The organism is Candidatus Thiodiazotropha sp. AKAK3, from assembly GCF_058244645.1.
This window is the reverse complement of sequence record NZ_JBSYOQ010000034.1, coordinates 189,978-215,574: the sequence shown is the minus strand read 5'-3', so window position 1 is coordinate 215,574 and position 25,597 is coordinate 189,978. Positions and strand designations below refer to the sequence as shown.

At 47.4% G+C, this 25,597-nt stretch carries 19 protein-coding genes and 2 pseudogenes; 14 read left to right on the top strand and 7 right to left on the bottom strand.

Features of this window, described 5'->3' with window-relative positions:
- The first annotated feature begins 344 nt into the window (after positions 1-344).
- The 8 genes from AC4IE7_RS06350 (at position 345) to AC4IE7_RS06315 (ending at position 8,687) form a co-directional block, all read left to right on the top strand.
- Positions 345-1,862: a hemolysin family protein gene (locus AC4IE7_RS06350; RefSeq protein WP_490775972.1), complete on the top strand. Its 1,518-nt coding sequence runs from the start codon at positions 345-347 to the stop codon at positions 1,860-1,862.
- Complete coding sequence (locus tag AC4IE7_RS06345; RefSeq protein WP_490775971.1) at positions 1,846-3,108, top strand: hemolysin family protein; 1,263 nt, start codon at positions 1,846-1,848, stop codon at positions 3,106-3,108. The genes AC4IE7_RS06350 and AC4IE7_RS06345 overlap by 17 nt, the downstream gene beginning before the upstream one ends.
- Before the next feature lie 257 nt (positions 3,109-3,365).
- Positions 3,366-5,177, top strand: coding sequence for a Na/Pi cotransporter family protein (locus tag AC4IE7_RS06340; protein ID WP_490775970.1), 1,812 nt, complete (start codon positions 3,366-3,368; stop codon positions 5,175-5,177).
- Between the two features lie 81 nt (positions 5,178-5,258).
- Complete coding sequence (locus tag AC4IE7_RS06335) at positions 5,259-5,513, top strand: hypothetical protein (RefSeq protein ID WP_490775969.1); 255 nt, start codon at positions 5,259-5,261, stop codon at positions 5,511-5,513.
- Between the two features lie 109 nt (positions 5,514-5,622).
- Positions 5,623-5,904: a hypothetical protein gene (locus AC4IE7_RS06330; protein ID WP_490775968.1), complete on the top strand. Its 282-nt coding sequence runs from the start codon at positions 5,623-5,625 to the stop codon at positions 5,902-5,904.
- An 806-nt stretch (positions 5,905-6,710) separates the two neighbouring features.
- A complete protein-coding gene (locus AC4IE7_RS06325; RefSeq protein WP_490775967.1) occupies positions 6,711-6,995 on the top strand; it encodes a hypothetical protein in 285 nt (94 codons plus the stop codon).
- Positions 6,996-7,015: 20 nt separating this feature from the next.
- The gene (locus AC4IE7_RS06320; protein WP_490775966.1) at positions 7,016-7,726 is read left to right on the top strand and encodes a choice-of-anchor H family protein; all 711 of its coding nucleotides are present in this window, start codon (positions 7,016-7,018) and stop codon (positions 7,724-7,726) included.
- A 97-nt stretch (positions 7,727-7,823) separates the two neighbouring features.
- The gene (locus tag AC4IE7_RS06315; protein ID WP_490775965.1) at positions 7,824-8,687 is read left to right on the top strand and encodes an LEA/WHy family protein; all 864 of its coding nucleotides are present in this window, start codon (positions 7,824-7,826) and stop codon (positions 8,685-8,687) included.
- A 242-nt stretch (positions 8,688-8,929) separates the two neighbouring features.
- Here AC4IE7_RS06315 and metH read toward each other — a convergent pair whose 3' ends face one another.
- Entirely contained in the window at positions 8,930-12,712 is a 3,783-nt protein-coding gene (metH, locus tag AC4IE7_RS06310) for a methionine synthase (protein ID WP_490775964.1), read from the bottom strand.
- Positions 12,713-13,023: 311 nt separating this feature from the next.
- Here metH and AC4IE7_RS06305 point away from each other — a divergent pair, with 311 nt between their 5' ends.
- The 3 genes from AC4IE7_RS06305 to AC4IE7_RS06295 all read left to right on the top strand — a co-directional run bounded on the left by AC4IE7_RS06305 (position 13,024) and on the right by AC4IE7_RS06295 (position 16,372).
- Positions 13,024-14,175: a response regulator gene (locus AC4IE7_RS06305; RefSeq protein WP_490775963.1), complete on the top strand. Its 1,152-nt coding sequence runs from the start codon at positions 13,024-13,026 to the stop codon at positions 14,173-14,175.
- Between the two features lie 175 nt (positions 14,176-14,350).
- The gene (gene msrA, locus AC4IE7_RS06300) at positions 14,351-14,986 is read left to right on the top strand and encodes a peptide-methionine (S)-S-oxide reductase MsrA (protein ID WP_490775962.1); all 636 of its coding nucleotides are present in this window, start codon (positions 14,351-14,353) and stop codon (positions 14,984-14,986) included.
- A 279-nt stretch (positions 14,987-15,265) separates the two neighbouring features.
- Positions 15,266-16,372, top strand: coding sequence for a hypothetical protein (locus AC4IE7_RS06295; RefSeq protein ID WP_490775961.1), 1,107 nt, complete (start codon positions 15,266-15,268; stop codon positions 16,370-16,372).
- Between the two features lie 17 nt (positions 16,373-16,389).
- On the opposite strand, the gene AC4IE7_RS06290 is transcribed toward AC4IE7_RS06295, so the two are convergent.
- Both AC4IE7_RS06290 and AC4IE7_RS06285 read right to left on the bottom strand, forming a co-directional pair.
- Entirely contained in the window at positions 16,390-16,854 is a 465-nt protein-coding gene (locus AC4IE7_RS06290) for an OsmC family protein (protein WP_490775960.1), read from the bottom strand.
- Complete coding sequence (locus AC4IE7_RS06285; protein ID WP_490775959.1) at positions 16,854-17,483, bottom strand: uracil-DNA glycosylase family protein; 630 nt, start codon at positions 17,481-17,483, stop codon at positions 16,854-16,856. Before AC4IE7_RS06285 ends, AC4IE7_RS06290 begins: the two co-directional genes overlap by 1 nt.
- Positions 17,484-17,775: 292 nt before the next feature.
- On the opposite strand from AC4IE7_RS06285, the gene AC4IE7_RS06280 reads away from it, so the two are divergent.
- From AC4IE7_RS06280 to AC4IE7_RS06270, 3 genes are all read left to right on the top strand, one after another.
- Positions 17,776-18,783 carry a zinc-binding dehydrogenase gene (locus AC4IE7_RS06280; RefSeq protein WP_490775958.1) on the top strand — a complete coding sequence of 336 codons (1,008 nt, stop codon included), beginning with the start codon at positions 17,776-17,778 and terminating at the stop codon, positions 18,781-18,783.
- A gap of 124 nt (positions 18,784-18,907) precedes the next feature.
- Positions 18,908-20,752 (top strand): ATP-binding protein, encoded by a 1,845-nt coding sequence (locus AC4IE7_RS06275; protein WP_490775957.1) that lies wholly within the window; start codon positions 18,908-18,910, stop codon positions 20,750-20,752.
- Between the two features lie 107 nt (positions 20,753-20,859).
- Positions 20,860-21,291, top strand: a complete 432-nt coding sequence (locus AC4IE7_RS06270; RefSeq protein WP_490775956.1) for a putative iron-sulfur cluster-binding metallochaperone — start codon at positions 20,860-20,862, stop codon at positions 21,289-21,291.
- A gap of 183 nt (positions 21,292-21,474) precedes the next feature.
- On the opposite strand, the gene AC4IE7_RS06265 is transcribed toward AC4IE7_RS06270, so the two are convergent.
- The 4 genes and pseudogenes from AC4IE7_RS06265 to AC4IE7_RS06250 all read right to left on the bottom strand — a co-directional run.
- A complete protein-coding gene (locus AC4IE7_RS06265; protein ID WP_490775955.1) occupies positions 21,475-23,157 on the bottom strand; it encodes a methyl-accepting chemotaxis protein in 1,683 nt (560 codons plus the stop codon).
- Positions 23,158-23,181: 24 nt separating this feature from the next.
- On the bottom strand, positions 23,182-24,039 hold the full coding sequence (locus AC4IE7_RS06260) for a carbonic anhydrase (protein ID WP_490775954.1): 858 nt from the start codon (positions 24,037-24,039) through the stop codon (positions 23,182-23,184).
- A 417-nt stretch (positions 24,040-24,456) separates the two neighbouring features.
- Positions 24,457-25,170: pseudogene (locus AC4IE7_RS06255) on the bottom strand (HD domain-containing phosphohydrolase); the annotation flags it as partial.
- A gap of 102 nt (positions 25,171-25,272) precedes the next feature.
- Positions 25,273-25,587 (bottom strand): annotated as a pseudogene (locus AC4IE7_RS06250) (response regulator); the annotation flags it as partial.
- Positions 25,588-25,597: the final 10 nt, after the last annotated feature.

Below are 25,597 nucleotides of genomic sequence, written 5' to 3'. Positions count from 1 at the left end.
TTAGAAATCCTGGGTCTGTCTGTTCTCTGGGGGAATTTTTGTTATCTAATGCTTGTCAGTAGAAGTCTCTATTTGGCCTGTTGTCACAGCCCAAACAGGTTCTACTGCAACTGAGCAAAATCCCGATTCAGGTATTGTGTGGAGTTTCGCTCCAAATGAACGATAAGAACTGTAAGGCTGCCCGTTTATCGTTCCAATCACTACAGGGCTGGGGCGACAGGGTTTTATCAGTTTGGATCCTGTATGTGGCTCTACACTGGGTTTAGTGCTGATATCACTCTATTTTGTTATCTCAGTACTTCTTGTTCTTACCACAACTGCGTTTAACAGGTTCAGGTTTTTTGATGGAAGAGTTGAGAACACTATACGACTCCCTGGGGCTTGGGGGAGCGGACTGGGAACTGATACTGCGGATTTGCTTGCAGGTGGTTCTGCTTGGGTTCTCTGCCGTTTTTTCCGGATCTGAGACAGCCCTGTTCTCGCTCAGCAGGATCGACCTTCAAAAGCTCAGACATAGCCGGGACAAACACTCGGAAAATATCCATGCCATGCTCGATGAACCCAGGCGATTGATCATATCGATCCTCTGCGGCAACGAACTGGTGAATATCGCATCAGCTGCAAATATGGCGGCAATCCTCTTATTGTTTGTTTCTGAGCAGGATGTAGGCTGGGTCAATATCCTGATCATGGTACCGCTGCTGCTGTTGATTGGTGAGGTTACCCCCAAGACCATCGCTGTCAGCTTCCCGGTTAAATTTGCCACTCGCCTGACTGCCAGAATCCTGCCTCGCTGGATAGTATTGATAACCCCGCTCAGGGAAGTGGTACGTCAGGTGGCAGACCGAATCACAACTCTTGTGGTTGGTGAGGCAATCAGTCGTGAAAATATCCTCCAGGCAGATGAACTGCGCACAATCCTTGAAGAGAGTGAGGAGAGTGGTGTCATTGAAGCCACAGAGCGGGTATTGATCGACAATGTGATCGAAGCATCAGAGACAGATATATCACGAATCATGACGCCTGGTCCTCGTATCAGGTTTCTCGATGCTGATCTGCCGGTACAGGAGTTGATTGAAAAATTCCGTGAGTATCAGCACCCCCGCATTCCTCTCTATCAGGGACACTGGGACAACGTCATCGGCTTCATCCATTCTGAGGATATTCTGCGATTGATCCAGGGTGGTGGAGATTTGGAGCAGGTCACTCTGGAGATGATCATCAAGCCGGCCCATTTTGTACCACCAACCAAAAAGGTTGATGAGATGTTCGACTATTTCCAGGCACACAATACCCGTGTAGCGATTGTGCTCGGGGAGTATGGTGAGGTGCTTGGTATCGTCACCATGAAGGATGTACTGACCTTCATCTTTGGTGAAATCAGCGGCAAGATGGTTGGGCTTGAATACTATCAGGAAGAGGATGAGAACAGCTATATCGTTCCCGGAGATATGCGCCTGAGTGATTTTTATAACCTGACCAATTTCGATATTGAAGACCCTGTCATGAGTACCATTGGTGGGGTGGCATTCAGACTTTTCGATCGATTGCCCAAAGAGGGTGACAAGATACGTTATGAAGGTTATGAATTTATCACCAGGGAGGTGACAGGATTACGTATCAGTAAGGTTCAGGTACGCAAGATCGTCTCTGACAGGGAGGCCTCGAACAAGGAGGAGTTGGAAGAAGTCAATGAAGATGAGGCGCAGCTTGAAACCAATGGAGAGGAGAGCCTAAACGACAGCGAAGATTCGGATCTGGATCTTCACGACGATTCGCTGGATGAGGATTCAGAGCCAGTGGCGGATGAGACAGAGCGAAAGATTGAAGCTAAGGAGGTGAAAGATGAGCTGGAGCGTTGAGTTATTGATCATCGTAATCTTCCTTCTGCTGAAGGGGTTTTTCTCTGGATCAGAGATCGCCATGGTCAATTCGGATAAATTGAAGCTCAGACATCTTGCGAAATTGGGCAATCGTGGTGCAGCACTTGTGTTGAAGCTGTTCAAGACCCCGGATGTGATCCTCGGTACAACCCTGGTTGGAACCAATCTCGCAACTGTCATCATCTCAACCCTGGGAGCTCTGGTCTGCATCGATCTGTTTGGTCCGGCAGGTGATCTGATTTCAGTTCTTCTTTTAACTCCAGTGCTGCTGATTTTCGGTGAGGTGGTGCCAAAGAGTGTATTTCAGCAAGAGGCTGACAGCCTTGTCAGCCGGTTGATTTACGTACTGCGTTTTTTCTCATTTGTCTTCTACCCGGTGATCTTCATTTTTAGTCGCATAGCCAGGCTGGTGACGCGGATAGTTGGCGGCGGCAGCGTACCGCAGAATATGTTCATCACCCGTGAAGAGCTGCGGGTGCTTCTGGATGTATCTGAATCTGCCTCTGATCCTCAGACCATTGATCGTAAGCGTATCAGAAGGATTATCCGTTTCGCTGACACCACAGTAGGCGAGGCGATGATTCCCTTGCCGGATGTGGTCGGTTTTAATGAAGTTCGCCACATGAAAGAGGCGGTGCGATTGGTGATGAAGCATGGTTACAATCGCCTGCCTGTCTATCGCGGAAATATTACCAATGTGAAGGGTATCCTGACTTTGGATACCTGGGATCTGATGCAACCTGATCTGGACAGTCGTCCGATCTCCGATTTCATCAGTCCTGTGCTCTACCTGTCGCCACGACAGACCATCGACCGTGCCTTGCCGATGTTGCAGGCCCGCGAGGATCACATGGCGGTTGTAGTGGATGAGTTTGGTTCAGCGGTAGGTATTTTGACCATGGAAGATGTCTTCGAAGAGGTGGTTGGTGAAATTGATGTTGGCTATGATTTCGATGAGTACCATCCGAAGCGGCGTCTCTATATTGAGCATGAGAGTGAAAACTCGCACTTGCTCAGTGGCCGTACACCCATCTCGGAGATTAACGATATTCTTCATGTACAGTTTTCAGTGGAAGAGGCTTTGACCATCGGAGGTTTGGTGGTGAGTCGGATTCGTCATATCCCTGTTGAGGGGGATTGCGTTGAGGAGCAGGGGCACCGTATCACTGTTATCGAAGCAGATGAACGCTCAGTGGTCAAAGTTAGAGTCGAGCGTCTTACCTGAGTATCAAGCGAAAATCATGCACCTGAATCGGATCGAAGAATTCAGATAGATTTGGCTTATTTAAGCGCTGGTCTAATATTGGTTAATCAATAGATCGCTTTTGACAACCCTGGCTTAAGCCAGGGTTGTCAAAAGCGTATGTTGTAAACCACTCTATTTTAAGAATATGGCTTCGCCAGGGATACAACACTCCTACAGCTTGATTTTAATAGTTGTATCGGCCTGTTGTTGAATGAGATATAACTATGTTTTCTAAAATGATCTGGCAATTTAACGATTTGAATCCAAAGCGATTATTACTGCTCTTTCTGTGTGGTGTGATGGCTTTTTTTGCACTCCCGGTATTTGCGGCTTCAGCTGCCGAACAGAACATCGAATGGGGTGTTATGGGCATGAAGCTGTTTGGTGGGCTTGCCCTCTTTCTATTTGGCATGGAGCAGATGGCCGATGCTCTAAAGGCAGTTGCTGGCGAGCGAATGAAGGGCATTCTCGCAAAGTTGACCAGCAATAAGGTTATGGGGGCTGCAACAGGTGCCTTTGTTACTGCGATAATTCAATCCTCATCTGTGACAACCGTGCTTGTGGTTGGATTCATTACCGCAGGATTAATGACCTTCTCTCAATCGATTGGGGTCATCATGGGGGCCAACATTGGCACCACGATTACCGCCCAGATTGTCGCTTTCAAGGTGACCAAAGCGGCCTTGCTGATGATTGGTGTCGGATTCAGCATGTTGTTTATCTCCAAGCAAGATCGCATCAAACAGTATGGCGGCATGATCATGGGTTTGGGGCTTGTGTTTTTCGGTATGAGTGTCATGAGTGACGCTATGAAGCCGCTCAGGACCTACCAGCCCTTTTTGGATCTGATGATCAGTATGGAGAGTCCGATGATAGGGATTCTCGTCGCAGCAGCTTTTACCGGATTGATTCAATCCTCCTCAGCGACAACAGGTATTGTCATCGTCATGGCCAGTCAGGGGTTTATAACCCTGCCGGCAGGAATAGCACTGGCCTTTGGTGCGAATATCGGCACCTGCGTCACAGCAATGCTTGCTTCAATTGGCAAACCCAGGGAAGCAGTACGTGCAGCAATGGTGCATGTGATTTTTAATGTGTTGGGTGTAGTCCTATGGATCATGTTTATACCTCAACTGGCAGAATTCGTGGTCTCATTTTCTCCATCACACCCAGAACTCTCAGGGATTGAACGTCTGGGGGCAGAGACCCCTCGCCAGATTGCAAACGCCCATACACTATTCAATATCTCCAATACCCTGATATTTATCTGGTTCACATCCCAGTTTGCCAGAGTGGTCGAATACTTGATTCCTGAGCGCCTGATTGAGGAGGAGGGAATCGCTGTCAGTGCAAAATATCTGGATGAAGAGTTGTTGAGTACACCTTCCTTGGCTTTGGATCGAGTTCGCCTTGAAGTACTGCATATGGGGGAGAAGGTGCAAGCCATGCTTAACAGGATAATGCCGGCGATCATCAGCGGAAGTCGTGAGTCACTGGATGCTGTGGCTCAACTGGATGATGAGGTGGATATCCTATATGAGCAGATCCTCGACTATTTAGGCAGAATCAGTAAACAGAGCCTGTCAGACAATCAAACGGATGAACTGCTGAGTTTGATGGAGGCGGTTGGTGACCTCGAAAATATAGGTGACACCATAGAAACGAATCTGGTAGCCCTTGGGCATGAGCGTATCAAGGTTGGGTTCTCTATCAGTGAACCGACTAGAATTGTATTACAGGAGTTTCACCGGGTGATTGTAAGATCGGTTGATGGTGCCATTCAATCGGTATCCCAGATCAATACTGAGGTCGCCCATGCGGTGGTGGCTATGAAGGACGAGATTACGGCTCTGGCCAGTTCTGCGACACAGCATCAAGCGGCACGGTTGGTTGCAGAAGAACCCAACAGGATTGCCGCATACACTACTGAAGTTGATATTATCGAAAAACAGAAGCGTATCTACTATTTCGCAAAACGTATGGCGAAAACTGTCCTCACTCCGGAAGAGGCAGAAGAAGCAGAGGAGTCAGAAGTAGCGGAAGAGTAACGTTACTTTTTTCGTATCTCAGCAATATTGAGATAGTAAAGATGCTTTTATGTAAATAACCCCGTTCTGAAGGTTTGACTTATGAAAATAGAAAGTCTGCTTCAAAATCTGAAAAAAAAGCTCAAAAAGGCAGAGCTTTCGGATAAGGTAAAATGTGACCGAATCGATGAGTTACTGATCCAGCTTGAGAAGAAACAGAAGCGCCTGCAAGGTAAGCTGGAAAATGAGAAAAACTCGAGTAAGTATAAACGCTTGAAAACGGAGTTGAAGGTTGTTCAGGCACAACTGAAAAAAGGTAAGAAACGCAGACAGGAGCTGGGTAAAAAGTGCAACTAAAACAAGTGCAGGCTGTATAGGGCTTGTTCTGAGCCATTCTTGTTGCCCTGAGTGTCGTAATACTTTTTATCTGATAAGTATATCCAGTGTTATCAATGTGGATCTGCTCGTGACTGAGAGAAAGCCCAATACCCAAATTGCGATGCGCCAACTGATTGAGCAGATCAGAGCGACCCTACCGTTTGATCTGAATAGTGAAGATCGGTGTGGTGATTCCTGTCAAGGCTGTTCAAGTAAACTGCTCATCTACCTTGAAACAGAGTTGGATGAGTGGGAGATGAAGCTGGCAGATGGTGTAGTGCCGGGATTTGCCGACCTCTCCCGCTTGTTGGGGCAAGGGAAAAAAATAAGCAAGGTGCTGAAGCGCAATGGCTTGATTCCGGAGGAATAGATAAAAAAATGAAGGGTATTGCCCAACTGCACCTTTTCTGATTTTAAATCGAAGTCTATCTATTTCCTCGTTCCCACGCTCCAGAGTGGGAATGAATACGAACAGTCAGAGTGGTGCGGCAGGGCCAGCACCCTACACATCGCACTTATCATGACCCAGTTTAGGGTAGGGTGGGGCCATGCCCCACCAAAAGCCATGTTGAAACGTAGAAGGGTGCAGCTCTGCCGCACCTTTTTGAACTATGTATCAGAATCCATATTCTTCTATCCCTCTAAGAGAGACTGTGAAGTATTCAGCCTCTTTTCCCATGTTCCCGTGTTCCAGCATGGAAATGAATACGAACAGTCAGAGTGGTGCGGCAGGGCCAGCACCCTACACATCGCACTTATCATGATCCAGTTTGGAGTAGGGTGGGGCCATGCCCCACCAAAAACCATGTTGAAACGTAGAAGGGTGTGACCCTGCCGCACCTTTTTGAACTATGTATCAGAATCCATTTTCTTCGATCCCACTAAGAGAGACTGTGAAGTATTCAGCCTCTTTTCCCTCATTCCCGCGTTCCAGCATGGGAATGAATACGAACAGGCAGAGTGGTGCGGCAGGGCCGGCACCCTACACATCGCACTTTCATGACTCGGCGATGTAACGGTTATTGTTCCGCTATCTGTAGAGGAGATCTACAGGGAAGGCGTTCTCTCCTATAACCAACATCGGATATGGAGCCTATACATCTCCAGGCCATTCAGCTTTCGTTCAGCCAAGCCTCCTTAAGCTTAACTACAAGCTCAAACCAATGGAGGCTTCAAATGAGTTCGAAATTAAAAGCACTGGCACTGGGGACAATCCTATCCACTTCGATGATGCTGGCACCTGCAGCCCAGGCGCACGACGTACCGCATGGATTACTGGGTGGGGTGTTACTCGGATTGCACTATGGTCACATCCACAATTATGGCCACCACCATAGCCACCGATACGATCGTTACCGCCATCGTGACTATCGTCGCAGCGATAGCCATGGATATCGTCATCGTGACCGTCATAAGCATGGACGCGATCATGATCGTCGCAGACGTCATCGCGATCACTAATCATTTGTGGAGAGCCTGTTATGAATATGACAAAGGCAATGATATTCGCTGTTTTACTAGTGACTGGAGAGGGTGTTCTGGCCGAGACTGCCACTGAGCGTTTGAGTCAGTCTGTTGAGGGTTTTGTGGCTGCAGAGCCAAAGGCTCTGGTAGAAAAGCTCGATCAGGCTGAGATTGAAATTCATGAGCCAATGTCAGTTACAGGTGATCGCCTGAAGAGCCTGAACCGGCAACTGATTACAACTCAGCATGCCGGCTTGGGTTTTTCGATCTTCGATGCTCATACTGTAATCAGTCGAGACGATGATGATGATGGTTATTACCATCGTTTGAGCGTGACCTTCGATCCTGATGTCTCCAGCGGTCGTGCATGGGTCTATGCGAAGCTCTATCTCAGTCTTGAGGGTGGGCCCTGGAACCACTACTACACCACAGAGACGTTTCCGATCGACACAGATCGCACAGATGACGACTATGAGGTTGTTACCCGTTTGCTGGATGGATATCCCAGTGGATATTATGATGTGTTGATTGAGCTTTATGATGCTGATGATGAACTGTGGGTGAGTGAATATGGCCCCTATGATGATCAGGACCTTGCTCTGCTACCGTTGGAAGACAGTTACCGCGATGATGACGGTCACTATCACGGTGGCGGAGGTGCCTTGGATCTTGGAGTGGTACTATTAGGCTTGGCTGTGTTTGTAGTCAGAAGGCGCGTCTTATTGTAATAGGCCTACAAAAGGGTCTCTTCAGAACTTTAACAATAGAAGTACCCATTACCTATGCAAGATATTTGCGATCATTTTTTTAAGACGGAACACGACTATGGTTAAGCAATTCCCCTATATCATCACCTTAATGTCCTTGTTGATATTTCAGGGGTGTTCTACCCTCGAGCAGGCTGAACAGATCATCACTGGACAACAGCCTACCGCTGAGGTGAAGGGCGTTAAACTCTCCGGACTTGATATCGATGGCATCGATCTGATTTTTGATCTGCAGGTCGATAACCCTAATCCGGTGAAAATTGCATTGGATCGCCTGGATTATGATCTGAAGCTATCGAATCACTCCTTCCTTAAAGGTGAACAAGGGATGGGAGTAAGTTTGGCGGCGAACGGTCCCAGCCAGGTTAAATTACCGGTCAGAATGGAGTTTGAACAGTTACTGCAGCAATATGGCCAACTGCTCAAACAGGATGAAGTTCCCTATGAGATTGACCTGGGGCTTGGTTTGGATGTTCCGCTACTGGGACGGATACGTCTGCCTGTTAACTATCAAGGGCGGATGCCTATTCCAAAAATACCTGATGTGAAGGTCAGTGATGTGGATGTAGAGCGTCTGACTCTGCAGAAGGCGGAGTTGATGGTCGAGTTGGAGGTGGCAAATCCGAACCGATTCGCGGTAATACTCGATAAACTTGACTACCAACTCAAATTGAATGGTATCGATGTGGGTGGTGGTGTGCTTTCACAATCGATGAAGATCGATCAGCGGGGAAAAGGTCGGATTAAAATCCCCCTTTCACTTGATTTGATGCAAGCGGGCAGAGGTCTATATGGTGCATTTATTGGTGGTTCCGGTCTAAGCTATGAACTTGGTGGCTCATTGGATGCATCAGGTGATACCCCTCTGCTGGGTGAGTTTCAGATTCCACTGGATAAGCAAGGCAAAGTTGATTTGAATTAGAGCAGATACTTTAAAAAGTGCTAGGGCCGATTCGATTAGTGTTAACAGGCCCTAGCCTCATGGTTTCAGCGCAAGGGTGGCATTAACTCTGGTTCAACGCGCTGAATACCATAATGTTTGGTAACAGTCGGCCGATGTGCATATGCTCCCCTAAAGAGTGATAGTGAGCCGGGCTGAAAGCCTTGTGTACGCCCAGCATGGGCAGGCTTCCACTGCCGCCCATCAGCCGCATCACGAAATTTCTAATTCTGAGGCGTATAAGCCAAATTTGGCGCCAGCCAGCGCTCGATCTCAGCTAAAGAGATACCTTTGCGGGCAGCATACTCTTCGACCTGATCCCGATTCACTTTTCCTACTGCAAAGTATCTCGCCTGTGGATGGCTGAAATAGAGGCCACTGACCGACGCTGTGGGCACCATTGCTTTACTTTCAGTGAGCCAGATACCGGTGTTCTCCTGCGCCGATAGCAGTGACCAGAGGAGATCTTTCTCAGTATGGTCAGGGCTGGCAGGATATCCCATCGCAGGTCGGATACCGGAGTAGGCTTCAGCAATCAATTCATCATTGTTGAGGGATTCCTCTGCAGCATAACCCCAGAAATCCTTACGTACCTGTTCATGCAGCCATTCAGCCAGCGCTTCCGCCAGTCTGTCTGCAAGGGCTTTGAGCATAATTGCCTGGTAGTCGTCATGCTCTTTTTCGAATTCGTCGAGCTTGGCATCGATACCAATCCCGGCAGTAGAGACAAAGGCGCCCAGATAATCTTTTTGGTTGGATGTTTCAGGAGCGATGAAATCCGCCAGGCACTCATTGTATTTACCCTTCGGCTGGCGTCCCTGTTTCCTCAGATTGTGCAGCCTGGTCAAAATTGCAGAGCGACTCTCGTCCCCATAGATATTGATATCATCAGCTTCAGCATTGGCAGGGAAGAGCCCAACCAGAGCAGAGGCTCGAAGCCACTTTTCGTCGACAATCTGTTTCAGCATCTGCTGGGCATCGTCAAACAGCTTGCCTGCCTCTACCCCTTTTGCCGGATCCTGAAGGATTTGCGGATATCGGCCCTTCAGCTGCCAGGCATGAAAAAAGAAGGTCCAATCGATATAGGCAGTCAGTTCTGCAATAGGGATATCCTCTAAAAGTACCATTCTCGCCGGATGATCCCCGCTCTTATCCTCGTCAGTCAGGGGAAGAACTCTGGCGCCAGCCGGGGGCTGATAGTCTGATCGGCAAATATTGGGGGTATGGGGGGTGAATGCCTGCCAGTCTATAGGTGTTGGATTCTCTCTGGCCTGAGTCAGGGGAATCAGGTTTCTAGTCTCATTGGCTGCCGCACGACGCTGCCGTACAGTTTCGTACTCTTCACGCAATTGATCGACATAGGCGCCCCGATGCTCATCTGAGAGCAGATTGGAGGCGACTGAAACAGCCCGGGAAGCATCCGGGACATAAACCACCGGGTGATCATATTGAGGCTCTATTTTTACTGCTGTGTGGGCAATAGAGGTGGTTGCCCCTCCAATCATCAGGGGCTGGCTCATGCCCAGCCGCTGCATCTCCCTGGCAACGTGTACCATCTCATCCAGAGAGGGGGTGATCAGGCCGGAAAGACCGATCAAATCGACATTTCTCTCTTTTGCTGTCTGCAGAATGGTATCGGCTGAAACCATCACGCCAATATCGATAACCTCATAGTTGTTGCATTGAAGTACGACACCGACGATATTCTTACCAATATCGTGTACATCCCCCTTAACGGTAGCCATTAAAATTTTGCCTTGGGCCTGCACCGCGCAACCCGCCTTTTCAGCTTCCAGGTAGGGCTCAAGGTAGGCCACTGACTTCTTCATCACTCGTGCAGATTTTACAACCTGAGGCAGGAACATCTTGCCAGCTCCGAACAGGTCACCCACCTGGTTCATGCCATCCATCAAAGGACCTTCGATGACCTCCAGGGTCTTTGTGACATGTTGCCGCGCTTCTTCTGTATCCACTTCTATAAACTCGGTGATCCCTTTCACCAGAGCATGTTGCAGACGTTTGTTGACTGGCCAGGAGCGCCATTCAGCATCCTCTTTGATGGTCGATTGGCTGTTGTCGCCCTGATAGCGGGGTGCCAGCTCCACCAGCCGATCACCGGCCAGAGGATCAAGGTTGAGTACGACGGCTTCCACCGCGCTGCGTAAATCTTCAGGTAGCTCGTCATAGACAGCCAGTTGGCCGGCATTGACTATACCCATATCCATCCCTTCACGGATGGCGTGGTAGAGAAACACCGCGTGAATAGCTTCGCGTACTGGGTTGTTACCGCGAAATGAGAATGAGACGTTAGAGACGCCACCGGAAATCATCGCATGGGGCAGGGATTGCTTGATCTGTCGAGTGGCCTCAATGAAATCGACGCCATAGTTGTTGTGCTCTTCGATACCCGTGGCGATGGCAAAAATGTTGGGATCGAAGATAATCTCTTCAGCGGGGAATCCGATCTGTTCGGTGAGTAATTTGTAGGCACGGGTGCAGATCTCAACTTTTCTCTTCAGAGTATCTGCCTGGCCCTGCTCATCAAAGGCCATAACAATAATTGCGGCACCATAACGGCGGCAAAGGCTGGCCTGATGGAGGAATTTCTCCTCACCCTCTTTCAGGGAGATCGAGTTAACGATGGCTTTGCCCTGTACGCACTTTAGTCCCGCTTCGATGATCTCCCACTTTGAAGAGTCGATCATCACCGGTACTTTCGCGATTTCAGGCTCTCCCGCGCAGAGATTCAGGAAACGCTGCATGGCAGAGACGCCATCCAGCATCGCTTCGTCCATGTTGATGTCTACCACCTGAGCCCCGTTTTCAACCTGCTCCCGGCAGATATCGAGTGCTTCATCATACTCTTCATTCAGAATCAGTCGCTTGAACTTGGCTGAACCGGTAACGTTGGCGCGTTCGCCGATGTTGACGAATAGTGAGTCAGCTCCGATATTGAGGGGCTCCAGGCCGGAGAGACGACACTGCTTCTCAAGCTCTGGGCATTGGCGAGGGGGTTTCTCCTTCAGGGCATTGGCAATCGCCTGAATGTGCTGAGGGGTGGTGCCGCAACAGCCGCCGACAATGTTGACGAAGCCAGCATCTGCCCACTCACTGAGATATTCGGCCATATGTGCCGCATCCAGGTCATATTCACCAAACTCGTTGGGTAGACCAGCATTTGGGTGGGCGGAGACAAAGGTTTCGGAGATATTGGACATCTCTTCCACATATTGGCGCAACATGTCGGGGCCTAAGGCGCAATTGAGGCCGATAGAGATGGGCTGGATATGGCGTAGACTGTTATAGAAGGCTTCGGTTGTCTGGCCTGAGAGGGTGCGTCCGGATTGGTCGGTGATGGTTCCTGAAATCATCACTGGGAGACGTATTCCGTCCTCTTCGAAGACCTTCTCACAGGCAAAGGCTGCAGCCTTGGCATTCAGGGTGTCGAAAATGGTTTCGATCAGCAACAGGTCACTGCCACCGGCAATCAGGCCTCTGGCCGCCTCGGTATAGGCAGTGACAAGTTCGTCAAAGTATATATTTCTTGTGCCTGGATCATTTACATCCGGCGAGATAGATGCCGTGCGGTTGGTTGGGCCAAGCACACCGGCGACAAACCGGGGTTTGTCAGGAGTGGCGTATTTATCGGCTGCTTCACGTGCCAGCTTTGCTCCCGCCTCACTCATCTCATAGGCGAGGGAGGACATATCATAGTCGGCCATCGAGACACTGTTAGCCCCGAAGGTGTTGGTTTCCAGGATGTCAGCACCCGCCTCCAGGTACTCCTGATGGATGTCTCGGATGATTTCGGGCTGGGAGAGTGTCAATAGATCATTATTACCCTTGAGATCACAAGGCCAATTTTTAAAACGCTCCCCCCGATAATCAGCTTCACTCAGATTGTGGCGCTGTATCATGGTACCCATTGCCCCGTCGAGAATCAGAATGCGCTGACGTAAGAGGGATTCAATAGGGTGGACTGGGTGTTTCGGAGTTTTGCTGGCCATCAAGCTACTCAGGTTTTATGGTGAACGGTCGCCAATTATAAGACGCTGACCCGATACAGGCGAGCCGCTATTAGGATTTGTTGCGGTTAGAACTGCTCGGGGATAGGATTCTGACTGGGATTTTAACTGGATAGGTTATCGTAGTTCGATTAATTATTAGTTCAGTGTTGAGTAGAGTTTAAGGCTTGGTAAGGCTTCACTTTTGATTCCTTTGTGGTTAGCCGATAAAGTCAAACAATAATCTATGCTCATATTCCACTGGAATGCATATCGGCTTCAAATATACCAACCTTCGATAAGGGATAAATAGCGTGTCAAAACAAGCATTTCTTGTAGATGATTCGAAATCTGCTCGCATTGTACTCAGCCGTATGTTGAAGAAAAGCGGTTTCGATGAGGTAGAAATGGCGGAATCGGGGGAAGAGGCCCTGGAGCGATTGAAGTCGCTGACACCCGATGCCATATTCGTCGACTTCCTGATGGATGGCATTGATGGTTTGGAAACAATTACTGAGATTAAGAAGGATCTCCGTTTCGATACCACACCGATCGTCATGTGTACCGCCAATGAGGGTGATGAGTATGTACGTGCAGCCGTCGACCATGGTGCACTGGGCATTTTGGCGAAACCCCCGACAGAAGCGAGCCTGGGAGAGATCATCGACTTGATCGATGCGCATCAGCAGGAAGTTGCTGCAACGAAAGCCGCCGAATCTGAACTCGAAAATGAGCAATCTGAGGTTTCTCCAGAGATTGCAGCCTCTACTGAGGGTGTAGCAGGGCTTTCAGAAGCAGATGTACGGCGCATTGCCGAAGAAGTTGCTGCACAGAGTGGTGAGCAGGCGGCTCGTCAAACGGCAGAGCAGATTACCCGGGATCTCGCCGAGAAAGTTATCGCTGAGTCTCTCGATCAACGACTCAGTTCGATGATCCATGACTATCTTGAGCAGAAGCTTGAACCGATGGTTTCAGAGTTGGTGAGTCGGACAGCCAATGTCGATAAACCTGTGGAAATAGATAGTGACGCACTTAAAAAGGGCATCGTGGAAGAGGTGAATCACGACCTGGAAGACTTTGTCAGGCAGCTTAATCAGCGCAATGTTGAAGAGTTGATTCAATCTACGATTTTTAGTCAGGTTGGCGAACTCAGAGACGATTTCAACAGCCGCCTCAAGGATCAGGAAGAGCGTATTCTCAGTCAGGTTCCGGAAAAGAACGATATGATTGAGCACATTCGGGTGATAACCGAGGGCTCTCTTGAAGCTCATATTCATGAAACCGCGACACAAGTCTCCCAGGAGATATCAAACTCCGTCGCCACCGAGACGGTAGAGCAGATGCTGGAACAGCATTTTGCGCAACAGAGCGTGGAACAGCAGCCGGAGTCGGGCGGTAAGATGATCTGGATTCTACTGGGGGCACTGGTCGCTGCCTCTGCGGGAGCTGCCTACTTCCTCCTCTGATTAGTATAAGAGTAATCCAGATAACCCCCTGACTACGGGTTAATCGCAATCTTTGTGTGGTTGGTATCGCTGTGTATGGCGCTATAGTCTATGCATATCCCGGCATCCTCTGATTTTGGGATTTTTACCTATCGGATGCTTCAGGCAAGCCGCATTACTCTTACAGGAACATCTCATGTTCGGACTTGGTCGTAAAACTAAAATGCCTTCTGAAGAGGAGGCACTGCCTGGTCGCGCCACACCTATAGAGCCTAAATCGAAACATTTTGTGAGTGGAAACACCATTACCGCCCCCTTTCCTGAAGGTTTACAGAAGGCAATGTTTGGAATGGGCTGTTTTTGGGGCGCTGAGCGCCGTTTTTGGAGTTTAGCTGGCGTCTATTCGACTGCCGTGGGCTATGCTGCTGGTCTGACCCCCAACCCCACTTACGAAGAGGTCTGTAGCGGGATGACAGGACACAATGAAGCTGTGCTGGTGATCTACGATCCGGAAAAAGTCGATTTCCAGACGCTATTGAAGACATTTTGGGAGTCACATAATCCCACTGAAGTTATGCGACAGGGTAATGATGTTGGTACCCAGTATCGATCCGGTATCTACACCTTTAATGACGAGCAGAAGCGTTTGGCCGAGACATCGCGAGAGCACTATCAACATGCCCTTGGGCAGGTCTCGACTGCACCTATCACTACTGAAATTATTCCCGCACCCCCATTTTATTATGCTGAGGATTATCATCAGCAGTATTTAGCGAAAAACCCGGCAGGCTATTGTGGCCTTGGTGGGACAGGTGTCTGCTATCCAGTTTGAGTGTCGCTATCCTATCTCCGGGTTAATAGTAAGACTTCAGGCTTTTACCGATGCTCTTTTCAGCACTAATTGATCACTGCCATGACTATTGAGATTGCTTTGAACCTGCTTGAATAGAGCTGTAATTGTGAACAACTATTACATTTTTCTAGATGTTAGGGTGAAAAATCCTATTTGTGTGCTATGTCTTAAGTGAGGCCCTAAGGATCATGGGAATCAGCTTTGGGACTTTCAATAAGCAGCAGTATTCCCCACTTACTCGTAGCGCATGGAATGCGGATGGTATACTCAGCAAAACTGTCGACTAAGAATCTACTCCATTTGGGTGGTTTGGCGCTATTAATGGCCTTGCCACTGCTACTCATAGCCAACCTCATCCTCTGGTTGGGTTACAACTTAAGTGTTAACAATATGAAGGAGCGCTGGCAAGGGCTATCCGAACTGTCAGTAGACAGTGCGCTGTATGCTCTAGAGCAACGGCGGAATGACCTGCGGGCTGATATCAAAATGTTGGTATCCGATCCTGATATTGTCAGGGCCATTGGAGGTTATGATGAAAGGGTTTTGAGCAGTATTGCCGCTGACTGGGAGATGTTTGTCGCAGAAAAGCAGTTGTATGATCAAGTCAGATTACTCGACCTGCAGGGTATTGAGCGTTTACGTGTAGATCGAACCCCATTGGGAGCCAGCAGGGTTACCACTCGCCTGCTGCAGGATAAATCTCATCGCTACTATTTTCAGAAGGGCTTGACCCTGGAGGCTGGTGGTATCTATGCGTCGCCTATTGACCTGAATATAGAAAGGGGGGAGGTTGAACTGCCCTATAAGCCAATGATACGTCTGGTTACCCCCCTCGAAGATGAAAATGGAGAAATAGAGGCGCTGCTGGTTGTCAATGCGTTGGCGAGTTATATATTTGATGATTTGGAGCGGCATGCTCACCTGGTCGAGGGGAATATGTTGTTACTCAATGATTCGGGGTACTATTTGCGTGGCTTCAGCAGTGATCAGGAGTGGGGTTTTGTATTTCCTGACACCGCAAAATCTTACCAAAAATTCAATCAGACTTATCCTGAGGTCTGGGCTTTGATGCAGCAGAGCGTATCGAATCAGATAGCCAACAGTGATGGTATTTTCAGCTTCCGCACTGTTACCTATGGATCGAATGGATACGAGCAGAGCTATCGGTTGGTTGTGGCAATGCTGCAAGAGCAACAGTATGCCTTGCTGGCACCACAGCGAACCTTGTGGTTGGGTATCGCGGTAACACTCTCCTTGCTACTGTTGCTCTCTTCGCTGATTTTTATCCGTTTTCGTTTCAGACAGGCGCTGGAAAAACCAGCCACTGCTGATGAGAGTGAGGGGTTGAGGCATTTTTTTCGTTGATCAGAGGTTGTCGAACGCTATTCGGCCTTGTGTAGCAGTTCGCCCGCTTGATTGACCACTTCAACCCCAACAGGGATGCCGTCCCTCAAGCTGGCTGTTACCACGCAGAAATCTTCAAAAAGTGAAAGACAGCGCTCACTCTTTTTTGAACTGAGAAGTTCATCACCCGCAGTGATTCGAACGTCCAAGCGTCCTACTCTTATGCGCTTCTTATCATTGCGAACCATTGTGCAGGTCACTTCAGTAGTTACATCATTTGAAGGCACATCTTCCTTCGCCAGGCAGAACATCAGACTGGCGCTGAGGCAGTTCGCCGCAGCTGCAGCGAGCATGCGTGAGGCGTTTGGTCCGTTACGTTCACCCAATGGAGGCGGTTCATCCATGATGATATCAGGGGCTTTTTTCAGATCAAATTTTACCCGGAACGCATAATCCTCTTCCTGTTCCAGATGTATGGTGAATTTGCCAATTTCTTCTGCCATTAACTTTTCCTCTGAGTGTTACCGAATTTACCGAGTGGCCAACTAGGGTGAGACTCAATCAGTTGCAATGCTTGAGCAAGTAGTGACTTACCGGGTTGTGTGCGATGCCAGGTTGAAGCACCTGATGGATGGGGTAGGGGTATCAGGTCGGTCTCTCCACTGTCCAATGTTATGCGATGACGCACTCCAATGATATCCACCAGCTTATTCACAGTAATAAACTGTGATATCGCGAGCTTGCCTACTGGAATAATCAACTGAGGCTTCAGTAGCTGCAACTCACAGTTTAGCCATTGTTGACAGTTTTCAATCTCTTCTCTACTGGGTACTCGATCGCCGCCTTTTGGGTTCTTTCCCGGAAAACATCGGCAAACTGCCGACATATAGACACTAGTTCGAAACTGCTCCTCATCCATTCCAATAGTTTCAAACCATTTGAAAAGTGTTTTACCCGCAGTCCAGGCAAAGGGTTTTCCTGCTGATCCCTCTTTGTCTCCAGGGGCTTGACCAACAAGAAGGAGTGGTGAAACGGTAGCGTTGCCAACAACGACAGGGCCAATCATCGAGGTGCAGCGCCGGCACTGTTTCAATAAGGATTGATGGTCATTAAGGGCTTTAAGAGTGTTCATGTTTAAGCGGGTTAACGATGTTTATTTGTACTATTGGCAGATGATAAACGATTTTGCCCCGCGAGAGTCTAGTCACGTGTAAGGCTTTTGCACTTCATAAGGTCTTCTTTAGAGATAGGCTGGATAGCTGTCACTCTTGATCAAGATCATATCACCATTGTATGGAATGGATTCAGAATCGAACAGGACGCCTATACTCAGATTAATAATAAAAAAAATAGAGACGTAGTTTTCAGGAAATGAAAATGGATTTGAGTCCTGGTGATTAAGAATAAGCAATGGTATGGAGGGGATGATGAGAGCTGTAGTTTTACGGGAGCTGGGTGGCCCAGATGTTTTGTCGGTTGAGGAGATATCTGAGCCCGTTATCGAGAAGCCCACTGACATCAAAGTGAAAATCATGGCTGCAGGGGTCAACCCAGTTGATACAAAGCTGCGCAGCAGAGGTGTGTTTACAGATGACGGTCTGCCTGCAGTTTTAGGATGTGATGGTTCAGGTGTGGTTGTTGAGACGGGTGAGGAAGTCACTCTGTTTCGGCCTGGTGATGAGGTTTGGTACTGCAACGGTGGTCTGGGAGGGTTACAGGGTAACTATGCTGAGTATGCTGTACTTGATGAAGTCGTCTGTTGTAGAAAGCCAGCGGCTTTGGATTTTGAGCATGCAGCGGCAGCTCCCCTGGTGCTGATAACCGCCTGGGAAGCGATATTTGGCCGTGCAAGAATGACCGAAGAGCGGACTCTATTGGTTCATGCCGGTGCCGGCGGAGTAGGTCATGTGGCAATTCAGTTAGCTAAACAAGCCGGTATCAGGGTATTGACGACTGTCCGGAGTGCAGAAAAAGAGGCGTTTGTATCTGAGTTGGGTGTTGATGAAATTATTCGCTATGACGAAGGTGGATTCGCAGAGAGAGTTCTTGATCTGACTGATGGACGGGGTGCGGATGTGGTGTTGGATACAGTAGGTGGTCAGGTATTCAAAGAATCGATACCTGCCACAGCGCATTATGGTGATATGGTGACACTACTGGACCCAGGAACTGAAGTCGACTGGAAAGAGGCACGTAACCGAAATCTTCGTGTAGGGTTTACCCTGATGCTAACGCCTATGCTACGAAATCTACCTCAAGCACGGGCAAATCAAGTCGCTATACTTTGTGACTGCGCGGAAATGATCGATAGCGGCTGTCTTAAAATAAGGATAAATAAAACACTGCCGCTAGAGCGCGCTTCGCAGGCTCATCAAATAGTTGAGCAGGGAAGCATGTTGGGGAAAATGGTTTTAACCCCCGTGTCAGCATAAATGACAATTAAAATTTCGTCGAGCCTCGATAAACAAAGCATGCATAGCATGAAGTGTTTTTTTAACCTCTACTTTTTACGAGTGCTTTTCACTATAAAAGGTGGCTAAGGTTTAGGCGACTAAAATGCTGATTAAACTTCTGCAATCCCGATCCTACTGGATACTCCCGCTTATCTTCTGGTTTGTCGTGGTCTCCCTCTCTGTTCGTTGGAATGTAACCCGCTTTGATACATCGATAGAAGAGATTGCCTATGATCGCGGTCGAGTGATGTATCAAATGGTAAGGATGACCAAGATCAACCCTATTATCATGCAGACTCAGCCAGAGTTATTTAAGCAGCAGAGCATGGATATTCAATATCGTGTTATATCAAACAAGCCGAAAAATCCGGAAAATCTTGCAAATGGATGGGAGAGCGTAGCGCTGAATGGTTTTGAAACTGAGAAAGATCCAGTACTGTTCTCAGATGAAAACTATTTTCGTTTTATTGGGCCGCTATATATGCAGCAGACCTGTCTTGCATGCCATGGTGATGAAAGCTCAAAAGTGGGCGATGTCAGAGGTGGAATAAGCGTAGAGATTGCAAAAAAACCAATAGTTGATTCACATATTGCATCAAAACAATCAATGCTGTTTATGCATTTTATAGGATATCTGCTGATCTCTTTTACAAGCATATTCTTTATGTATCAACTTCGAAAACATTGGGGGTTGCTGGAGGCTGCGCAATATGAGTTGAAATCTCAAAAACAGTTCCTCAGTGACGTTACCAATAGTATGAGTGAAGGTTTTGTGGTGTTAGACCAGAAGGGTAGAGTCAGTTATGCAAATCCAGAATCAGTCAACATATTGGGTTGGGATGGTGAGGCGGTAGTAGGTTCTGATTTTATAAATAAAGTTTATGGTAAACGGATTGAAGAGGGTTTTGATATCAATCAAAGTGCAGTATTAAATACCATAAATGATGGCAGAGTACGTAAAGATCAAGAGGATCTTTTTTTTAACTGCCAGGGTGAGCCTGTGGATGTATCACTCTCAGTCTCACCTTTGATTGAGAACGATCAATCTGAGGGTGTGGTCGTGCTGTTCAGTGATATAGCTGAGCGAAAAAAGGCTGAAAGTGAACAGGCACGATTAGAGAGAGAACTCAATCAGACCCACAAGATGGAAGCTGTTGGTCAACTGGCAGGTGGTATTGCTCATGAGATCAATACACCGATTCAGTACGTTGGAGATAACCTTCGCTTTCTCAAAGATAGTTATGAGGATTTCATTCAACTGCTCGACTCATATCGGGAATTACTTAATGAAGCCGCATCAGAGGAGCGCCTGAAACCAAAAGCAGATCATTTGCTGTCGTTGATAGATGAGATTGATTTGGAGTATCTGAGGGAAGAGACGCCAAATGCTATTGAGCAATCAATAACCGGTGCAGAGCAAGTTGCAAGAATTGTATCGGCAATGAAAGAGTTTGCCCATCCAGGCAGTGCCCAGAAAGAGCCTGCTGATATCAATCGTATCATTACTAATACATTGACTGTCTGCAGAAATGAGTGGAAGTATGTTGCTGAAACAGAGTTGCACCTTTCAGAGGGGCTTGCTGCTGTAATGTGTGTTGCTGGAGAGATCTCACAGGTATTTCTAAATCTGATTGTTAATGCCGCCCATGCAATCGAGGCTGCTGAATGTGATAGCAAGGGGGTAATAAAAATTAGCACATCGACTAACAGTGATTGGTTTGAGATTGTTGTCTCAGATAGTGGAACAGGAATTCCCAAAGAAGCGCAAGCGTATGTGTTTAATCCATTCTTTACTACTAAGGATGTAGGAAAGGGTACAGGCCAGGGGTTGGCGGTTGCCCATGATATTATTGTAAGCAAGCATGGCGGTGAAATTTCATTTCAAACAGAAGAGGGTGTAGGTACGTCTTTTATTGTGCGCTTACCGTTGTCTGCTCTACCTGAATAATCAGGAGTGTTGCGGTAGAGCCAAAAAATCTGAAAGTGTATGGCTGTATGGACAGATATTGCCTAGGAGATCAGGCTTAATTTGACGGTTAATAGGAGATTTATTGAATGAGCAATTGTTGCTGCACTACCTCTGAATCCGGTTCTATTGATATGGAAAAGCATGTATGTCCTGTTAATGGGAAATCATATAAGCGCATTTCTACAAGAACGGTAACTCACCATGTGCGGCAATCATGGGAATTAGATACTGATGGCAAGACTTTTTATTTTTGTGATGACCCTGATTGCGATGTTGTCTATTTCTCAAATGATAATTCAGTTATTACAAAGACATACTTAAGAACCCAAGTAGGTATTAAGACGAGTTCAGAAGAATCTATGCTTTGCTACTGTTACGGGATAACAATGAAAGACTTCATTGGAGATTCGTCAGTTAGGAATTTTGTTGTTCAACAGACAAAACTTGGCCTCTGTTCATGCGAAACAAGCAACCCTTCTGGAAAATGTTGCTTGAAAGATTTCCCAAAGATTGAATAAGTTCGTCGAACTCACTAACAATGATTGTCCGGTCACATTAAAGCTCATTCTTCCAAACTGTCAGATTAAGTTTGGGATTTTACAGATGATGCCTATCTCCCATCAGTCAAATCCTGATTTGACTGATGGGAGATAGATTGTGCAAAACCGACAAAAGCTATCTCTGCATAGTAAAAAAGAAATTTACTTTACAGTAAATTGTTCTACTATCGCTTGGAGTTCTGTTGCCATACGCGCAAGATCCTGACTCGCTGTAGCCGTTTCGCTGGCACCGTCTGCTGTCTGGTTAGACATGTCATTAATCTTGACTATGTTTTGATTTATCTCTTCGGCAACGGCTCCCTGCTCCTCTGCCGCACTTGCGATCTGAGTCGACATCTCATTGATCTGCTCAACTGCCTGTGTGATTGAATTCAAAGCTTCCCCGGTCTGTGTGGCTAATTCAACAGCGGATTTTGCTTCCAGTCGACTTTGATCCATAACTGCTACAGCCTGACGTGAACCCTCCTGGAGTTTCTCAATCATATCGTTGATTTCGTCAGTTGATTCTCGTGTGCGTCCAGCCAGGGTTCGAACTTCATCCGCTACTACAGCAAATCCCCGTCCCTGTTCACCCGCGCGGGCAGCTTCGATTGCAGCATTTAATGCCAATAGATTGGTTTGCTCGGCGATACCCTTGATAACGTCAATAACAGTGTTAATGGCCTCACTATGACTCTCAAGTTCATTGATTGTATTGGAGGAGACCTCAACCTGATCGGCAAGTTTATTAATTTGGGCAATCGCCCGCTGCACAATGCGAGAGCCGTCGTTGGTCTGATCACTGGCATTGTGTGTTGCTGTCGCCGTATGGTTGATATTTGCTGCAACCTGTTGAACAGTAGCGGTCATTTCATTCATAGCAGTTGCAACCTGCTCTGTTTCTGAGCGCTGACTGAGAATAGTCTCACTGGTTTGGGTGGTTATGGCAGACATCTCTTCTGACGCTGTGGAGAGTTGTGATGTTGTCCCAGAGATGTCCGACAGCATATCGAGTAACTTGAGTCGCATGCCGTTGATTGCCTTGAGCAGGTCGCCGATTTCATCATTGCTGGTGATCTCTATCTCCTTGGATAGATCGCCAGATGCAATGAGAGTTGCTTTTTTAATTGCATTGATGATCGATGAGGAGAGCAGGCTGCTTACGATCAGACCTAAAGCCACACTTATCACAGCAATTACTCCAAGGGCTATAACTGCACTATGTTCATGCGCTTCTGCACTTTTGGCACTGTTTTCAGTGAATTTGCCAATTTGAATCAGCAGATTTTCGAGAGTTTTATCAAGATTCTCCTCTTCATGCTCTACCTTTTCAGCCAACTCTTCAGCGTGGTGCGTATCTCCGTCCGCAAGGGCAACAAAGACTTCATGTGCATGTGTGACAAAATCTTTATGCTTTGATTCAACCTCTTTGAGTGTGTTGTTTACTGCAGTAAATTGCGTGAGAATTTCACCAGTACTGTGTTTTATAACCTCTTTGGCAATTTGTTCTGCCTCAAAGATTTCAGATTCAATCATCTCTGTACCTTCATCGAAGGCTTTTATCGATTCACGAAAATGTGTCAGGGCACTATCCTCATATTTTAAGATACTTCCGTAGTGCAATGAACGTTCGAAATTGATGGCTTGTTCCAGTTGATGCACGGTTATTTCAGTCAGTTTTTCCGTAAGTGGAATATCCTCTTCAGCAATGGTGATAAGTTCTTTACCAATGCTGTTCATGGAGATGATGGCATAAGTTGAGCTTATTATAAGTAAGCCTATCAATATACCAGCAAGACCCAGTAACTTGGTTCTCAGCGAAAGGTTGTTCAGTGGATTGTTCATGGTGATACCTCATTGACCTGGTTTTTAATCTGATGTCAGCATTGAACGCCAATGCATCGACTGTAGTGGACGGGCATTCTCGCCAATCAGGTTTTTGAACTGATTGACTTGCGCGTCCGAGACTTCAATCGGTGTCTTCATGACAAACCAGTTGACGTTCTCGCTGCAGGGGGGTGTGGTCAATGAGCCGCTATAGTGAAACAGCTGCCGATTACTGGGTAGTAAATCAGCAGCATTGATGGTCGTTGCCTGAACCAGGTTGACCTTGTTTATTTCAGTAGATGTGTTGTCGAGTATTTTTCTAAGGGTTGGGTTTTCATTGCCTCGTTTGAAGAAAATGCCAACCACCGCTAAGTTACCATCAGCACTCTTATGTACAAGGTGTACCTCCATTGGATAGCGTTGCCCTTCACGTGCATGTTCACTGGGTGTGTGGAAGTGAAACTGAAGCAGTTTGTAGGGGTGATCACCGACCATTAGCGTGCTGTTGTAGACAGGATTGCTCTTTACCGGGTGAGACTTGCCACCAATAGTAACCGTCTCGCGCTTACCGCTTGTGCTGTAATTGGCCTGAAGTGTGTGGCCATTGTTTAAAACGGCTAAGGGAATAGATTGGTATTGGAAGTTGAGGGTATATAGATCGGCGGGGATTTCACTCCAGATGTTGACTGGAGATTGTCGTTTTCCACTGCTGCATAGCAGGTACTGTCTGGATAAGCTGGCCCACTCGGCGGGATTGCCTGCGCCCACATATCCCCAGTGTGGAGTGTGGCCTTTACCAGCATGTTTGTCGGTGGCCGCAAATGTTATGGCCGCTGGCGCTATACATAACGCTAGAGTTGCAGATATAACGCTGGTTTTAACTTTAGGATATCTCTTCATTACCAAGTCCTATGTCGATCTAAAGGATGGACTTGGCCTCCCATGACATTTCGATAAGACTCAGTATCTCAGAGCTGTTTGATAACAAACCCAGCAATGCGATAAAGATTGTAAGCGAATATAAAATCCGTTTGGATGCCTCTATATTATCAAGCAGATCCACTTACTCGGTAGAGGCAATGTCTAGTGGGCCAACGATTACTCAAAAATGAGTACCACTAAAAATAGCTACACTCATATGTAGTGTATGTATAAAGGCTAGTCACAAACTAGAACAAAAACAAGGGAAGTTAGTTCTTAATTTAATGAGATAATTTGTGGTAAATCAAAACCTTGATGAGCATTGGGGTTTCTGAGATTGATCTATCGCTAAGGGTTTCTGGTAACAAGCTTAGAGTTTCTCTCAGGTTCTTCAACTTAATCAAGTTGTGTGATGCGAAATACCCTGATGGTGGTTTTTGGCATAACTTCACGTTCATCGGCGGCTTTCAACTTGAATACCATTGCCTGACTTATGGGCTGCCCTTTGGCGACCAGTACCGCACCAGCAATTGTTTTGATTGGCTGGTCGACGATGAGGTCGGGCTCAAGCTGACTGATCGACAGGTTGAGGATTTCTACTTTACGGTTTTTAGATCCCTGTATAAGGATTTCAACCAGTGCGGGATCATAATTTTCCGGACTATTCCTGAGCTGCTCTATGGCCTCATCTTCTGACATGCCGAGATTCAGAAATTTGTCGTAATTAATGGCCACCTTAAGTATTTGGCCACCAAGGATTGCCTTTTGATCGCTATTTAGTTTTCCCTGTATCTCTATTTTTCCGATATCGTCATTTTGATGTTTGATCATCTCGGCCACGATTTCGAGTCTGGGTATATGTTTGAGTAAGCGGGCACCCATATCAGGGTGGGAGTTATAGAGGGCAATCTCAGCTTGGGATAGATCTGCTCCCTCCATGGCTCTGCGTATAAGATCATCAGGTAGGCTGACAAAACCAAGTTGGCAGAGCATACCGGCTAAATCGTAGTGCCAGCCATCTACCAGGCTAAGACTTCGGACGATGCTTCTTACATGGTGTTTGATCCGGGATGATTGGCTGAACGCCTCTGGATTGACCATGCTGAGTACATCGGCCAGCAAGTCAACCGCACCTTTCAGGGTTTTGTTTAAAAGCACCTTCTCATTGGTGACCAGACGGTACTGTTTAATGCCGTTGATGATCGTTTCATAGAGGGTTTCCGTATCTACCGGTTTGTTCAGGAAACGAAAGATATTGCCATCATTCACAGCGCCGATGGCGACATCCAAATTGGCATTTCCTGTCAGCATAATGCGCACTGTGTTGGGTGAGAGTTCACGTACTTGTGAGAGAAACTCAACCCCATCCATATTTGGCATTTGCATATCAGAGACAACCAGCGCGAAAGGTCCGCCGTCTCTAACGGCCTGCACACCATCTGCGCCACTGGTGGCGGTCTCAAGGTTGAGGCGTTTACGAAATTGCCTGCGGAATGAGTCGAGAAGGTTACGGTCATCATCCACCATTAAGATTTTT

Excerpts from the sequence above, each read along its gene's own strand:
- AC4IE7_RS06350 (WP_490775972.1), top strand. The coding sequence starts at position 345 with ATGGAAGAGTTGAGAACACTATACGACTCCCTGGGGCTTGGGGGAGCG.
- AC4IE7_RS06345 (WP_490775971.1), top strand. The coding sequence starts at position 1,846 with ATGAGCTGGAGCGTTGAGTTATTGATCATCGTAATCTTCCTTCTGCTG.
- AC4IE7_RS06340 (WP_490775970.1), top strand. The coding sequence starts at position 3,366 with ATGATCTGGCAATTTAACGATTTGAATCCAAAGCGATTATTACTGCTC.
- AC4IE7_RS06335 (WP_490775969.1), top strand. The coding sequence starts at position 5,259 with ATGAAAATAGAAAGTCTGCTTCAAAATCTGAAAAAAAAGCTCAAAAAG.
- AC4IE7_RS06325 (WP_490775967.1), top strand. The coding sequence starts at position 6,711 with ATGAGTTCGAAATTAAAAGCACTGGCACTGGGGACAATCCTATCCACT.
- AC4IE7_RS06320 (WP_490775966.1), top strand. The coding sequence starts at position 7,016 with ATGAATATGACAAAGGCAATGATATTCGCTGTTTTACTAGTGACTGGA.
- AC4IE7_RS06315 (WP_490775965.1), top strand. The coding sequence starts at position 7,824 with ATGGTTAAGCAATTCCCCTATATCATCACCTTAATGTCCTTGTTGATA.
- metH (WP_490775964.1), bottom strand. The coding sequence starts at position 12,712 with ATGGCCAGCAAAACTCCGAAACACCCAGTCCACCCTATTGAATCCCTC.
- msrA (WP_490775962.1), top strand. The coding sequence starts at position 14,351 with ATGTTCGGACTTGGTCGTAAAACTAAAATGCCTTCTGAAGAGGAGGCA.
- AC4IE7_RS06295 (WP_490775961.1), top strand. The coding sequence starts at position 15,266 with ATGGTATACTCAGCAAAACTGTCGACTAAGAATCTACTCCATTTGGGT.
- AC4IE7_RS06290 (WP_490775960.1), bottom strand. The coding sequence starts at position 16,854 with ATGGCAGAAGAAATTGGCAAATTCACCATACATCTGGAACAGGAAGAG.
- AC4IE7_RS06285 (WP_490775959.1), bottom strand. The coding sequence starts at position 17,483 with ATGAACACTCTTAAAGCCCTTAATGACCATCAATCCTTATTGAAACAG.
- AC4IE7_RS06280 (WP_490775958.1), top strand. The coding sequence starts at position 17,776 with ATGATGAGAGCTGTAGTTTTACGGGAGCTGGGTGGCCCAGATGTTTTG.
- AC4IE7_RS06275 (WP_490775957.1), top strand. The coding sequence starts at position 18,908 with ATGCTGATTAAACTTCTGCAATCCCGATCCTACTGGATACTCCCGCTT.
- AC4IE7_RS06270 (WP_490775956.1), top strand. The coding sequence starts at position 20,860 with ATGAGCAATTGTTGCTGCACTACCTCTGAATCCGGTTCTATTGATATG.
- AC4IE7_RS06265 (WP_490775955.1), bottom strand. The coding sequence starts at position 23,157 with ATGAACAATCCACTGAACAACCTTTCGCTGAGAACCAAGTTACTGGGT.
- AC4IE7_RS06260 (WP_490775954.1), bottom strand. The coding sequence starts at position 24,039 with ATGAAGAGATATCCTAAAGTTAAAACCAGCGTTATATCTGCAACTCTA.